The sequence below is a fragment of the Stenotrophomonas sp. CCNWLW57 genome, assembly GCF_037203925.1.
GTDB lineage: Bacteria > Pseudomonadota > Gammaproteobacteria > Xanthomonadales > Xanthomonadaceae > Stenotrophomonas > Stenotrophomonas rhizophila_A.
This window is the reverse complement of the sequence record NZ_JBBCBJ010000009.1, coordinates 72175-86637: the sequence shown is the minus strand read 5'-3', so window position 1 is coordinate 86637 and position 14463 is coordinate 72175. Positions and strand designations below refer to the sequence as shown.

The following is a 14463-nucleotide window of genomic DNA, read 5'->3' as shown; positions in this document are numbered from 1 at the left end:
CCGCTTGCTCGGCGTTTCGTTGGCTCGCTTGCTCCTGCGGGAATGGTGTAGACAGCGGAGGGAGGGCTACCCCTCAATCAACCGCAATATCTCCGTCACCCTACGCTCCAAGTCCCTTCGCTCCGCTTCGTTCATCATCGCCCGCTTGAGGTAGGCCTCGAAGTCCTCACCCGTACAAGCGTTCTGCACCAGGCACAGCGTTCCCATCAGTTTGCCGGAAGGCCCGCAGTCGTACCCCATGCGGCAGCCAGCCACCATCCATGCCTCGCCGGCGTGCTCCCCGGTCATCAAGCCCGCCGCTGGGCCGCCTGCGCTGGCGGGGTAGTTGCTGTGCAACGTGCTGCCCAAGGCAAACACGGCCGCTGGATCATTGGAGCCCAATACTTCTTCAAGCTGCTCGGCGGCTTCAGCGGTATCCAGCCTCTTCCGCTTGAACGCGTTGTCCATCAAACGGGCGGCCAAGTCACCGTTTTCGGCGGCCTGCGCGTACCAGCCGGTGACCAGCTGCATCGGCACGATGGCGCCACCGTCCACTGCCCCGCATTGTGCGAAACGTTCGGCCGCCACCTGCTCCAGCACAGAGAGCTGGGCAGGCGCCCTGATCATCTGCCTATAGAAATCGAGACTGTCCATGAAGTGCTCGCGGTCAATGTTGACGAAGTAGCAGCCTTCATAGGTGTCGGCCAACAGGCGCTGGGCCACGGCATCGCCCGCCTTGGCCCTCTGTTTCAGGTCTTCGAAGGTCTTTACCCGGTCTACTTCAGCAGGCCCGCCTCGGCTGGTGCGGCTTTCCGTTGCATTGGCGCGCACCGTGGCCGCAACGGCCGACTGCGCCAACTGGGCTTTCCCGCCCGGCGCGCCACTCTGCGTCGCTGGCGCATTCCACCACAGCGCAACGCCCACCACTGCGGCGACCATGCCAACCGCCAGCCAACCTCCGGTTCTCCCAACCACAGCGCCAACTCCCTTTGCCATCGCGGCTACAGCCGTTGAATACCATGGAAGGGCAGCAGCAAGCACCCATTCCTGTCCCGTTGACACCTCATTCCCTATAGTTGACCCCAACCACTGCAATGGAATGGCCCATGAGCGTGATGTCATCCGGCCGGTGCCTGACAGTTGCACTCGCCGTCGCCCTTAGCGCCAGCGCCTGCGCACGGACGCCGCCCACCGAACACAAAGGGACTTCGAACATGTCGGAAGCAACTGAAACCGGTCGCACCCTCAACGGCCACACCTACACCGATGCACCGGTGGACGTGAAGCTGGGGCCGAATACCTTCCGCATTCCCGCCAACTACCTGGACAGCCAGATCGCGCCGTGGCCCGGCGACGGCGTCAGCCTCGTCATCGAGTGGCCGGACATGAATCCCACCGCCCCCGGCGCGCGTGTGGACCCGCGCACCAATGATTTCCGCAAGGAGATCGCCGTGTCCATCGACTACATCGATACCGCGCCCATTGAGACCTCGCTGGAACGGCTGTCGTCCAACACCGCGGTGACCGCGGAAGGCTCGGTCGAGCGGGACAACCCCAAGGATCGGCTGGATCTGCGTGTGGCCCAGCCAGAGACGATGGGGCTGATTCCCTATGCCATCGACGAAGCAAAGATGGCGGCTTATTCCAAGGCCTACCAGACGCGCTACGGCAAACCGCATACCCGCAACCCCGGTTTCGAGGATGACTGGTACGTGGCACGCGACCCCAGCGGCAACCTCACCACGTTCATCAAGTGCGACAGCAGCACGTTCCGCGAAGACGGCGTGCAACTCAAGGGTGACCAGGTCATCCAGGAGCAGGGCGCCGTTGCCGCTGGCTGCATCCACTACTTCACCGACGTGGAGAACAAGCTCTCCATCACCCTCGATTACAAGCGAGCCTTCCTGAAAGACTGGAAGCGCATGGAAGACGCAGTGCGAAGCCTCTTGTAAAGTACTGAGAACCAACCACTGCAATGGAATGGCCCATGAGCGTGATGTCATCCGGCCGGTGCCTGACAGTTGCACTCGCCGTCGTCCTGAGCGCCAGCGCCTGCGCACGGACGCCGCCCACCGAACACAAAGGGACTTCGAACATGTCGGAAGCTACAGAAACCGGTCGCACTGTCGATGGCTATACCTACACCAATGCCCCGGTGGAAGTGAAGCTGGGGCCGCATATCTTCCGCATTCCCGCCAACTACTTAGACAGCCAGATTGCGCCGTGGCCGGGCGAGGGCGTGAGCCTGGTCATCGAGTGGCCGGACATGAAGCCAACCCCTCCGGGTGCTCGAGCGAACCCACGAGCCAATGACTTCCGCAAGGAAATCCGGGTACTTATTGACTACGTTGACCGGATTCCGATCGAGACCTCGCTCGAGCGCCATGCCTCCAATGAGGCCATCACAGAGGCAGGCTCGGTGGAGCGCGGCGACCCATCTGATCGCCTGGACCTTCGCGTTCCCCAGCCGGAGCGGTTCGGGCTTATCCCCTACGACATCGACGAAGCCCGGATGGCCGAATACGCACGTGTGTACGAAGCCAAGTATGGCCGCCCACATCCGCGTAACCCCGCATCTGAGGACGATTGGTACATCGCGCGTAGCTCGAATGGAGCGCTTGCCACGTTCATCAAGTGCGACAGCGCCAAGGAATCGGGTGACGGCCTTGTGGTGAACGGCGAGGAGCTTGTGGACTCTCAAGGAGACACGGTTGCCGGCTGCGTGCACTACATCGTGGACCTTGAAAACAGCCTCTCGATAAGCCTCAACTACAACCGTGTGTTCCTGAAGGACTGGAGGGCCATGGAACTGGCTGTTCGGGATGTCTTGAACCGCTACAAGGTCAAGTAACTTCGGCGCTTACAGGAGTTTGCAATGAGTGGATTGACTGAACGTGACCTGCGCGTGCTGCGGCACTATGCCGACGCTGGCAATCGCGAACTGTATTGGAACTACCTCTCCCAGCTGCCGGGTGCAGACGGCTACGGCACGTTGGCGCTTGGCGTGGTGCGTAATGACAGTCTCCCGGGCCGGGTTGCCAACAGCTACGCGCAGGACCATGCTGCTCACCAGCGCGACGAGGGCTCGCAGTTCGCAAATGCCACGCTTTCAGAACGTCAGTGGGAGAAGTTCGGGCAGACGTTGCTTCATCAAGACCTTGAGCGCCGCGCTCACTACCTGAGTGATGGCAACGCGGAGCTGGCGCTGAACCTGCCGGGCAGTGACGTCATGCTCGCTCACGACAAGGCGTTCGTTCGCCACCGCCTGGACCCCAACTGCTGGACACCCCGCGTACTCCTCCAGGCCGCCCTCAAAGAAAGCGGCCCGGAGAAGATGGAGCAGATCTGGACCAACATGCTGGACAACAACTACCTGGGCGCAACCCGCGTAGGCAGGACCGGCTATGACGCCATCGCCCAGATGGGCGTGGTGGAAGGCGGCCAATACCTGGCCAGGCTGGGCGCCACCGAAGCTACCCAGCTGCTGGAAGGCCGCTCGGCCACCAACCCCAATGTCATTGGCGGCAACAGCTACTACGCCATGTATTTCGAGGCGGAACGGAAGTGGGCGAACGTCAGCACCGGCGGCGGCCACGTTTCCATGCGGGAAGAGACCAACCCCAGCCGCATTGCCGAACTCAACGACGCCCGCGAGGTGCGCCTGGAGCGCCAGCAGAAGGCCACCCAGTTCCATGAGGATGACCCGTACCGCACCATCACCCGCAGCCCGTTCACGGCCTCGATAGACGGCGCGCCGGGGGACAAGCAGCAAGCCCCCACCCGGCTGGCCGACATCGGCGCGGGCCATGCGGACTACGCCCTGGTACAGCAGGTACGCGAAGGCGTGGCCGCCATCGACGCCAGGCAGGGCCGCGCCCCGGATGAGAACAGCGAACGGCTCACCGCCAGCGTGGTGGCACTGGCCCGCCAGAACGGGCTGGAGCGCGCCGACCACGTGCTGCTGAGCCACCAGACCGCCGACAGCCCCGCCGGGCGGAATGTATTCGTGGTGCAGGGCGACCCTGCCGACCCGGCGCACCGCCGCGCCTCCATGCCCACGGACGTGGCCGTGCAGACGCCAGTGGAGCAATCACTGCAGCGGCTGGAGGAGGTCGGCCAGGAGCGCCAGCAGCAGGCGCTGGCACAGACCCAGCAGCAGGAACACAACCACCACCAAACAATGCGCATGGGATAACACCCAGCGGCAGCGCCACCCCGCCCCCAAACCCCGCGCGCACCCACCACCAAATTGCCTATAGTTCCCCTACCGGCACCCCGGCCCAGCACAAGGAACTGCCATGGCCCTCCCCACCCAGGAAGCGTCCGTCGCCCTCGTGATTGATTGCGACAACGTGCCGCCGGAGATCGCCGAATTCGCGCTGCAGCGAGCCGCACAGGCAGGGCGGGTGACAGTTCGCCGGGGCTATGGCAACCCGAACACGATCAACAAGGGGTGGGAACAGGTTCTGGTTCGGCAGTCGTTTACCAGCTGCCTGCAGTTCCCCTACGCGCCCAGGAAGAACAGCACCGACATTGCCTTGTCGCTGGACGCGCTTGAGCTGCTGCTGGACAAGCGTGCACAGACCTTCTGCCTGGTCACCGGTGACAGCGACTTCGCCTACCTGTGCCGCAAGCTCAGGGAACGTGGCGCAATTGTCTATATCGCGGGCGCCGCCAATAGCCCGGAAGCACTGCGAAAAGCGTGCGATCAGTTCTTTGAGTGGACGCCGGCAGCGAAGCCCGTAGCGAAGCCTGCGGCAAAGGTGGCAGACGTGGCCAAGCCCATCGTTGCGCCCGTGGCGAAGGTAAAGAAGCAGGCGCCGAAGAAGCCTGCTGCGAACGCACCCCCGCCCAAGCAGAGCCCTCCATTCGTCATGAAGGCAGTCGAGGAGTTGGTGACTTCCTCCCCCAATGGTCGGGTGACGTTGAACGCGCTATCGGAACATATTCGGCTCACTCAACCGACCTTCAAACCGGGTACCTACGGTCACGCCAAGCTGGTGACCATGGTCAAGACGTACCCCTTGCTGAAAACCCATCAGGACTCCAAGGGCCACTGGACGGTTAGCTTGGCCCCAAAGACCACAAACGGATCGACCGTCAAAAAAGCGCTGGTCGTGTAGCCACGCGCGCACTCCGTTCCTGTCCCGCTGACACTGCACTCCCTATAGTTGACCCCAACCAATGCAATGGAATGGCCCATGAGCGTGATGTCATCCGGCCGGTGCCTGACAGTTGCACTCGCCGTCGCCCTGAGCGCCAGCGCCTGTGCCAAGGCCCCACCCACGGAAAAGGGACACAAGGAACCTGCCATGTCTGAAGACACCAGCCGGAGCCGCACGGTGGATGGCTACACCTACACCACCGCGCCGGTAGTGGCCCAGCTCGGTCCGCACCGCTACGCGATCCCGGCCAACCTCTACGACGACCAGATCGGCCCGGCCGTTGGCGGCGGCGTTGGCCTGACGCTGATGTGGCCCGAGCTCAAGGCAGCCGCGCCGGGCACGCGCGCATCCCGCTCCATGTCCGACCACCACCGCGCGATGTCCATGTCGGTGGACTACATCGACGGCGTGCCGATCACGGAGCTGCTGGGCCGCATGACCAGCACCGATGCCACCAGCGAGGAAGGCTCGGCCTACCGCAAGGATCCGCGCCGCCGGCTCGACATGCGCACCCCCGGCACCGAACAGTTCGGGCTGACGCCCTATGCCATTGATGAAGCGCGGATGGTCGAATTCGCCCAGGCGTACGAAAAGCAGACCGGCATGCCGGCCAAGCGCAACGCCAACGTGGAAAGCGACTGGTACATCGCCCGCACCCCGGGCGGCGAGCTGGCAACCTTCATCAAGTGCGACAAGCTCCAGGAGGGGCGCGACTCACTCACGCTGAAGGGCGAGCAGGTTGAGATCGACGAAAGTGTCCCGGTCTCCGGCTGCACCCATAATTTCGTGGATGCCGACAACGACCTTTCGGTGACCCTCTCCTATCCCCGGGTGTTCCTTAAGGACTGGAAGGCCATCGAAGCCGCCGCGCGCGGCGTGCTGAGCGCATACAAGGTTGAGTGACCCAGGATGTTCAGGAGGAACAACGCGTGAGCGGATTGATTCGGCTCACTCTACCGACCTTCAAACCGGGTACCTACGGTCACGTCAAGCTGGTGACCATGGTCAAGACGTACCCCTTGCTGAAAACCCATCAGGACTCCAAGGGCCACTGGACGGTGAGCTTGGCCTCAAAGACCAAAAACGGGTCGACCGCCCCAAAGGCACTGGTCGTGTAGCCACGCGCGCACCCCGTTCCTGTCCCGTTGACAGAGCATTCCCTATAGTTGACCCCACCCAATGCAATGGAATGGCCCATGAGCGTGATGTCATCCGGCCGGTGCCTGGCAGTTGCACTCGCCGTCGCCCTGAGCGCCAGCGCCTGTGCCAAGGCCCCATCCACGGAAAAGGGAAACAAGGAACCTGCCATGTCTGAAGACACCAGCCAGAGCCGCACGGTGGATGGCTACACCTACACCACCGCGCCGGTAGTGGCCCAGCTCGGTCCGCACCGCTACGCCTTCCCGGCCAATTTCTACGATGACCAGATTGGCCCATCGGTGGGCGGCGGCATTGCGTTGAGCTTCATCTGGCCCGGGCTGCAGGCAGCCGCTCCCGGCGACCGTCCCACGCGCAGCATGGAAGACCACTACCGAACGGTCACCGCTTCAATCGACTACCTCGATGCGGTCCCCGCATCAGAGCTGCTGCCCCGGCTGAGCAACACCGAAGCCACCACTGAAGCAGGCTCGGTCAACCGAAACGACCCGCGCCGCCGGCTGGATCTGCGCAAGGCGGGTACGGAGCGGTTCGGCCTCATTCCGTACGCCATTGACGAGGAGCGCATGGCGCAGTTCGGCAACGAATACCAGAAGCAGTTTGGGGAGCCCGTTACCCGCAACCCACGGAAGGAAGACGAGTGGTACATCGCCCGGGCCGCCAACGGGATGCTGGCCACGTTCATCAAGTGCGATCAGCCTGAGGGTGGGAACGAGGGCCTGGCGATCCAGGGCGACAGACTGGTGCCCGATGAGTCAGTCAAGGTTTCAAGCTGCACCCACTACTTCGTGGACTCCAACGACAACCTGGGCGTTACCCTGTTTTACCCACGCGTGCTGCTGAAGGACTGGAAGGCCATGGAAGAAGCTACCCGCGCGGCACTGGCCAAGTACAAGGTCCGGTAACTCAGGAATGTTCAGGAGGAACAACACATGAGCGGCTTGAATCAGAAGGACATCGAGATCCTGCAGCAGTACGCCTCCAAGGGGAACCGGGAGCTGTACTGGAACTACCTGGCACAGAAGGAAGGCTCCGACGGCTATGGCCTGCTGGCACTAGGCGTGGTGCGCAACGACAACCTGCCCGGCCAGGTCGCCAACGCCTATGCCCAGCTCGAAGCCAGCGACCAGCACGACCGCAACCCCAGGCTGCAGAACCGCACGCTGACAGAGCGCCAGTGGGAGGACTTCGGCCAGACCCTGCTCGACCGGGACCTTGAGCGCCGCGAGTACTGGATGGGGGCACGCAGGCCAGACCTGGCGCTCAACCTGCCCGGCCGCGACGTGCAGGTTGCCCATGACAAAGCATTCGTCCAGCACGGGTTGGACCCGAACTGCTGGACCCCCCGCATCCTGCTGGAAGCCACCCGCAAGAACCTGAGCGAAGACGCTGCCGAGAACGTCTGGAAGGAAATGCTCAACAACGATTACCGGGGCACCGCGCGGGCATGGAACACCGCCGGCCATGCCTACGACGCCATGCCGTGGGGCCAGGCCACCGCCTACGTGGCCAAGCTGGGCGTGTATGAGCTGAGCATGGCCGACCAGTCGCTGCCCACCAGCAACCCCAACGTCATCGGCATACGCAGCTCGTACCACGAGTATGACCCGAAGGCCGGCACCTGGTCGCACCACACAGAAAGCGGCTTCCCCGTGCAGGAGCGCAACCCACGCGTACTGGAAGGCCTGAACGACACCCGCGAGGTCCGCCTGGAGCGCGAGGAGAAGGCAACCCACTTCCACCCAGACGACCCGTACCGGCAACGCATCGAAACCCCGAAGGTGGTGCTCAACGACCTGCCCGGCCAGGACCCGAGCACCCGCCTGGCGGCACTGCGCCCCGGCGATGCGCATTACTTGCTCTACCAGCAAATACGCGAACACGTGGCCGCACTGGACGCCAAACACGGGCGCAGCTTCGATGAAACCAGCGAACGGCTGACCGCCAGCCTCACCACGCTGGCCGTGGAGAACAAGCTGGACCGGGCTGACCACGTGGTACTGAGCCAAGCCACCGCAGAGGGTGCTGCAGGCCGCAACGTGTTCGTGGTGCAGGGCAACCTGCATGACCCGGCACAGCAGCGCGCTGCCATGGCCACTGAAATAGCCGTGCAGACGCCCGTGGAGCAATCGCTGCAGCGGCTGGATGAAGCAGGCCAGGAACGGCAGGCCTTGGCCATGCAAGCCGAACAACGCACGCAGCAGAACCAGCAGGAACTGGAATCCCGCAGCATGCGAATGGGGTGAGGCAAACATCCCTCCGGAAGCCACGTGCACATGGCTTCGCGGAATTACCCATCAGGGCCGGTGGCGCAGGCCGGCCCGGCACGCCCTCAAGCGCTCCCTCAGGGATGCGAGCTGGCTTACCCGCGCCCGTCGCTATTTCTCTGCGCGCATGTGATCTCGGCTCTCATTGGTGGGCCGAGCGCTCCACTGACCTGGGCACCCAAAGGGCTCCTCAGTATGGCAGCCACCTCGCTTGTCGGACGATAATGCGCTGAACATGGGGGACGATAATGGGTATCGAACGAGAGTTTGGGCGCTTTGGCGCCAAGCTAGTCAATCGTGCATGGGCAGTATCTTCGCTCACTGAGGATCCGCGCGAGCTCGTCGTCAGCATTTGGCAGCACAACATTGAAACGACTAACGGTCGCTGGGTTTACGATGACTCATTGGCGCGTTGGCGTGGCCCGGGTAAGAACCTGCTCATGGAGCACCTTGGTATCGCCGCGCGCGAGGGGTTGCAGTTACGCGCCGTAGTTGCGACACAGCTCAATCGCGCCGAGCGCCTAGTGGATCCCGACAAGCCGGCTCGCAATATATTCGAGGCTCGTCCGGACCTTGTGGGCCGAGTGGATCGGTTAGATGGGGATCACTTCGTGCTCGTGTTTGAGCACCAGGGATCAAGCGCAAGTGCCTATGCAAATGGCGCGAGGTACTGGCGTGTTGCGGATGCCATCTGCGCGCTTGGCGGCGCTACGCTGTCTGAGGTTGAAGCATGGGATACCGCACGTCACCCCGAAGAGCCGCTCGGGAACGCCCGTGCTGACTTGGAGCACCTGACTGTCAACGCCCCAAGTCGCGTCCACTATGACTATGGGAGGACGAACTGGCGCAGCGACAGTGGTCATCCCCGGGATCGACTATTCAAGCTAGTAGATCCTGGACCGCCCAAGCGAACCCGCTATGTTCCTTTCACCCCTGCCGTTCATGGACATGTGGATCTCAGGAAGAATGCTGACGGCAAGTGGGTGGTTGTACCCCTAGCTTCGGACGACCAGGCCCGCGCCCAGGCCGAGGGTGAGGCTGCAGCCTTCATGGCTGCGCCGCCATTGGATAGTGAGCATGATGCCCGTGTGTGGGCAATGCGCACCGTGGCGCAGCGGCGGGGTCAACCACTGTTCCGCGCCCGCATGCTGGACGCCTACGGTAGCCGATGCGCCATCTCTGGGTGCACCGCTGTGGAGGTCCTGGAAGCCGCACATCTTCTGCCCTACCGGGGCGAACATACCAACAGAGTAGATAACGGCCTGTTGCTCCGAGCGGACCTGCATACCTTGTTTGATTGCCATCTTATCTGGATTACCCCTGAGCACACGGTGGCCGTGGCTCCTTCCCTGCTAGCCACCGACTACGCAGCTCTTCAAGGCCAAATCCTGAACCTCCCTACCTCCCCAGCTGATAGGCCGAACCCGGCCCATCTGGCGGAGCACGCACAGCGGTGCCAAGCGCGCTTACCGATGCGGGGAGGAACGCCACCAAATATCTATCCGTCGTAGCTCAACGACCGTCCAAACGACGAATCTGTGATGCACATTGCATTTTCCTAGGTGCCATGCATAAATGCCGCCTATCGAAAATGGGGCTGAGCTATCGCAATGGCTATCAGGGAAGATCTACAGCGTGTGCTTGAACTGCAGAGTGAGTACGACTCGACGCCAACAGATGCGATGAAGGAGCGGGGGCTGCTGATTCGATCAACCATCCCCTCCCAAATTCGTGAGCTCGGCACGCTACTGCGCACTGCCGCACACGTGGAGGAAGCCGACTTCCTGGTGGAAGGCAAGGACGGCATAACCCGAAAGGCCCGAGTACCCTGGGTGCGGTTCGCGTCTAAAGGTCGTTCGCCGAAAGCCACTATCGGCTGGTACGTCGTGTGGCTATTCCGGGAAGATGGCTCGGGTGCTTACCTTGCGCTTGCTCATGCTTCCACAATTAACGTGGGCGGCAACTTCATTGATCGCTCACTGGAGGAAGCGTCCGCCCTGACTCAATGGGCGCGGCAGAGGCTCACCGCAGATGTTGCTGCGGATTCCCGCATGACGACCAAGCTGGACCTTGGGTTCGGCTCGCTCGCCAAGGGGTACGAGAAGACCACTGCAATCGCGCTCTTCTACCCGAACGGCGGCTTTCCTTCGGACGACCAGCTGTTCACTGACATGCAGAAGATGGCAGCTCAGCTATCCAGACTTTACGAGTTTGATCGTCTTGGCTTGTCGCCGGGCAAACCTTCTCCAGAGGTCGCGGGTGCGCTTAAGCTTCTGGAGGAAATCAGCTCGCCGCAGCGATCGGCCAAGCAGGGATTCGGCCTATCCCAGCCGGAACGACGTGCAGTTGAACTAAGAGCAATGTCCCTGGCAATCGACCACCTGAGCAGGCTTGGGTATTCGGTAGAGGACACCAGTCGAAACAAGCCATATGACCTTGTTGCGCGAAAGGATGACGAAGAAGTCTTCGTTGAGGTTAAGGGCACCACTGGCAACCTCGGCGGCATACTCTTGACCCGCAATGAGGTTGCCCACCATAAGAAGTTCTTCCCCTCCAACGGCCTCATCGTGGTTTCCCAGATTGCCTTGTCCAACACTCAGGCGAATCCCGTTGCCAGCGGAGGCCTCTTAAACGCGCAGCTTCCTTGGAAGATCGACGACCTTCAACTGGAACCGATCTGTTACAGCTACACGATCGTCCAGGAGTGAGGTCTGCCTGAGATGTCAGCGCCTGAGATGCGACCGAACTTGTTCGTGCAGCAGTCCGCTGGCGCCAGCTGATTCGGCCAGGTAGCTTGCTGCCATGCCCACTGAACTAGCGGTACAACCGCCGGTGGAACACTCGCTGCAAGAGTTGGATTAAGCAGGCAGGAACGGCCGGCATTGGCTATGCACGCAGCAGAGCGAGCAGGAGCTGGAAGCCCGCAGCATGCGAATGGGGTGAGCAAAACATCCCTCCGGAAGCCACGTGCACATGGCTTCGCGGAATTTCCCATCAGGGCCGATGGCGCAGGCCGGCCCGGCACACCCTCAGCGGGGCCTGCCCTGCCCCTTCGGTACTTCGCTCCCCACCGGGAACGAATCCCCCCAAACGTAGAGGTCAACGCCTTGGGCGCTCCGATCCAGGTTCACGCAGTCCTGGATCAACGACCGCAGCACGTTCGTAGGCGAACGCTCGCTACGCCACGCCGAAAGCTGAAAGGCGCGGCGTAGATCGCGGTCTACCTTCACCCTCATGTACACCTGCTTCTTCATTGGATGACGTCCTCGGGGACGAACTGCCCCGACTCGGAGTTGATCTCGCCGTGGTAGATCGTGCGCTCCGCGAACCGGGGCACCCGTGGGTCTTCCACCGCTGGCGGGCCGAGCAGCTTGATGGTGATCACCCCTGCGCAGGCCTCGATCTGCAGCTTGCGGCCCACGTTGAAGCCCATCTGCCGCAGCCAGCGGCCGCGGATCTTCAGGTAGGGCACCTTCAGCTCCTCCTGGAACTCCGGGGGCGGTGAGCACGCTGCAGGCTTCGCGGTGCCGGCCAGATGCGCCTGGCGAGCGCGCCGACGTGAGGGCAGTTCATCGAAGGACGTGTCGTCCCAGTGCGTTTGCATGTTGGACCTCCTGTAAGGATCGCCCCTCGCCGGGATGGCGAGGGGGTCGGGAGGTTAGAAACCGTCTAGCAGCATTCGGCGGGCGTATTTCCACAGGGGGTGTTGTATTAGCCACCCTCCCGACAAAGGGACGTCCAACATTTTGCTGCTAGAGGAGTTTCTACGCTCCGGAGTCGACCATGCAGCAAATTGCAAGCGATGGGAAATCGTTTGTTTCTCTCGAACTTGGAACTTCGATGGACAGGAACTACCAATTGACGTGTCTAGCAGTTCATGGCGCTTGAACTGGAATGAAGTGCACAGGATTTCACGACATGGCTTACAAAGAGTTGGCCTATCCTGCTGCTCCCAACACACTGTTGATAGCCACACATAAGGCTCGCTCACCTGAACTGGTCATCTGGAAAAAGATGGCGGACAACTGGCCACCATCTGTTCTGACACAAACGACCTCATATGCTCCAGCATTGGGACACGGACATGCACGCGTGCACCGAAGGTCGGATACCGGGCTCGGAGACGTCGCCCCGCTTACTGCAGCATCTACTTGGGCCCATTGAAACTCAGCACCTTCTCGATGAAGAACTCGCCCTTGCCTGACACGCAATGAAGAGGACTACCGTGCTTAGCTACGAATTTCTTTTGCTTCTTCTGGAATGTTGTATCTGCGCGAGGGTACTTTGAACAAACGATAAGACCTGCCATTGGAAGTTGAGCAATCCCACGCCTTCCTTTCGCCTTCGGAGCTTTGCAGCTCTTCATGATCGTAACCGTTGCATCAATCTGATCGACGGCATGCTCGATATCTGTTCCCTTCAACTCAATCACGACCGATCCAACATCCTGTTTTGACACGACGTAGTCCGCGCAAAGCGTATCTTTCACAAGCCCACCGTCAACTTTGACACGGTGAAATGTACGCTTCTCTTCATTGACAAATATTGCACTACGGCCGTTCTCCTCAACCTTTACCCTGGAAACATCCGTAACGACGCGATCGGCTGCACAAGTCATTTTGAGTACTCCACGCCAAGCAGCCTAGAGAACTCATTTGAGATTGATCCAGAGACTTCATCTAGATAATCGGCTTCAATCAGGTTGTCAGATTCATCCTGAATTCTCTCAAGCTTCCCGTCTTTGATCGCGTAGGCCCGCAGTCCCTCTCCCGCCAGCCAGTACTCCTCCCTGACGATATCCTGGACCAACTGACTCTTCTTTGATCCTTTGCGACCCGCCACCTCTTTGGCTTTCATGAGGTTATTTAGCTTTGCAAGAACGTATGGGCTGTGCGTAGTAACCAGCATTTTCGCCCTGCCTCGTGACATAGAAAGGAACTGGACAAACGCCTCAACCAAGTCACTCTGCGCAGCGGGGAAAAGATGAGCCTCGGGCTCTTCAATAAACAGCATCTGCTGCACATCAGATACTTCGAGCATAATTGCGCGCCTTTTCAACGCCAGAATCAGCGGCATCAACTCCTGCTGACCCGATGACATTGCAGAGAAGGGCACCCTTCGCCCGTCACTGGTGCGTAAGTACTCCTTGTTGCGCTCAAACACAACGGAGCCGTTCAACAAAGAGTCCAAGTGCGAACTAAAGGCGGCAGGCATTTTGTGGTGGGAAATTAGCCTGTTCTCACGCACGCCCGCATAGAATCTTCCGAATCTCAGAATGAGAGGATCCAGTATTCGACTGTGCTCGAACACCGCAATGCTTTTGCCGATACTTGTAAAGAAGGAGCGACCAGCCGGCACGAATGTTTGAATGTCAACGTGATCGTCGCCAAGCCTCCTCTTATTCACCTTCCTCAGCTTTTCCTGAAGTGAATAATTGGCCCGCATGTAACGATGATCCATCATGCTCTGATCAGTTATGCGGGAAGCTTCCTTGAGGGCTGACAATGCACGCTCGTATTGTTCCTCGAAGAACGGGGACAACCAAACTCGCATGTTATCGCCAAGCTTTTTCCTATACTCAATCCTACTGACCCTGACCTGAAAATCTCCACAGTAGAACTCAATCTGGAACTTCCCTTCACCCCAAGCTTCAACAGGGAACCACTCCTTGAACTTGTCTTTGACAAATCCCTTGAACGTATCGATCCCCTTCCCGTCCTCCAACACCTGCCATTGGTCATTCAACAAGTCATTAAAGAAGAAGATCAGCTTCGAAAGAATACTCTTGCCACTTGCCGAAGGGCCGATCAAGACCGTGAGACTCGAGATCTCTAGGTCCGCATTCGATATGCATGAAAAATCGTTGACTAAAATTCTAGTACTCATCCCTGCCC

13 protein-coding genes are annotated in these 14463 nt (G+C 60.6%); 9 read left to right on the top strand and 4 right to left on the bottom strand.

Features of this window, described 5'->3' with window-relative positions; genetic code table 11:
* Positions 1–66: 66 nt before the first annotated feature.
* Positions 67–918, bottom strand: coding sequence for a hypothetical protein (locus V9K91_RS18455; protein ID WP_336443517.1), 852 nt, complete (start codon positions 916–918; stop codon positions 67–69).
* A gap of 167 nt (positions 919–1085) precedes the next feature.
* On the opposite strand from V9K91_RS18455, the gene V9K91_RS18450 reads away from it, so the two are divergent.
* The 9 genes from V9K91_RS18450 (at position 1086) to V9K91_RS18410 (ending at position 11277) form a co-directional block, all read left to right on the top strand.
* Positions 1086–1931, top strand: coding sequence for a hypothetical protein (locus V9K91_RS18450; RefSeq protein ID WP_336443516.1), 846 nt, complete (start codon positions 1086–1088; stop codon positions 1929–1931).
* A 35-nt stretch (positions 1932–1966) separates the two neighbouring features.
* Positions 1967–2830 (top strand): hypothetical protein, encoded by an 864-nt coding sequence (locus V9K91_RS18445; protein WP_336443515.1) that lies wholly within the window; start codon positions 1967–1969, stop codon positions 2828–2830.
* Positions 2831–2854: 24 nt separating this feature from the next.
* The gene (locus V9K91_RS18440) at positions 2855–4174 is read left to right on the top strand and encodes an XVIPCD domain-containing protein (RefSeq protein ID WP_336443514.1); all 1320 of its coding nucleotides are present in this window, start codon (positions 2855–2857) and stop codon (positions 4172–4174) included.
* A gap of 103 nt (positions 4175–4277) precedes the next feature.
* Positions 4278–5102 (top strand): NYN domain-containing protein, encoded by an 825-nt coding sequence (locus V9K91_RS18435; RefSeq protein WP_336443513.1) that lies wholly within the window; start codon positions 4278–4280, stop codon positions 5100–5102.
* 189 nt (positions 5103–5291) lie between these two features.
* A complete protein-coding gene (locus V9K91_RS18430; RefSeq protein ID WP_336443512.1) occupies positions 5292–6047 on the top strand; it encodes a hypothetical protein in 756 nt (251 codons plus the stop codon).
* 404 nt (positions 6048–6451) lie between these two features.
* On the top strand, positions 6452–7207 hold the full coding sequence (locus V9K91_RS18425; protein ID WP_336443511.1) for a hypothetical protein: 756 nt from the start codon (positions 6452–6454) through the stop codon (positions 7205–7207).
* A 27-nt stretch (positions 7208–7234) separates the two neighbouring features.
* Positions 7235–8548: an XVIPCD domain-containing protein gene (locus V9K91_RS18420; RefSeq protein WP_336443510.1), complete on the top strand. Its 1314-nt coding sequence runs from the start codon at positions 7235–7237 to the stop codon at positions 8546–8548.
* A gap of 269 nt (positions 8549–8817) precedes the next feature.
* The gene (locus tag V9K91_RS18415; RefSeq protein ID WP_336443509.1) at positions 8818–10080 is read left to right on the top strand and encodes an HNH endonuclease; all 1263 of its coding nucleotides are present in this window, start codon (positions 8818–8820) and stop codon (positions 10078–10080) included.
* A 99-nt stretch (positions 10081–10179) separates the two neighbouring features.
* The gene (locus tag V9K91_RS18410) at positions 10180–11277 is read left to right on the top strand and encodes a DUF3578 domain-containing protein (protein ID WP_336443508.1); all 1098 of its coding nucleotides are present in this window, start codon (positions 10180–10182) and stop codon (positions 11275–11277) included.
* 542 nt (positions 11278–11819) lie between these two features.
* Here V9K91_RS18410 and V9K91_RS18405 read toward each other — a convergent pair.
* The 3 genes from V9K91_RS18405 to V9K91_RS18395 form a co-directional block, all read right to left on the bottom strand.
* Positions 11820–12173 carry a SymE family type I addiction module toxin gene (locus tag V9K91_RS18405; protein ID WP_336443507.1) on the bottom strand — a complete coding sequence of 118 codons (354 nt, stop codon included), beginning with the start codon at positions 12171–12173 and terminating at the stop codon, positions 11820–11822.
* 543 nt (positions 12174–12716) lie between these two features.
* Complete coding sequence (locus tag V9K91_RS18400) at positions 12717–13187, bottom strand: hypothetical protein (protein ID WP_336443506.1); 471 nt, start codon at positions 13185–13187, stop codon at positions 12717–12719.
* Positions 13184–14455, bottom strand: coding sequence for an ATP-binding protein (locus V9K91_RS18395; RefSeq protein ID WP_336443505.1), 1272 nt, complete (start codon positions 14453–14455; stop codon positions 13184–13186). The genes V9K91_RS18400 and V9K91_RS18395 overlap by 4 nt, the downstream gene beginning before the upstream one ends.
* Positions 14456–14463 lie beyond the last annotated feature (8 nt).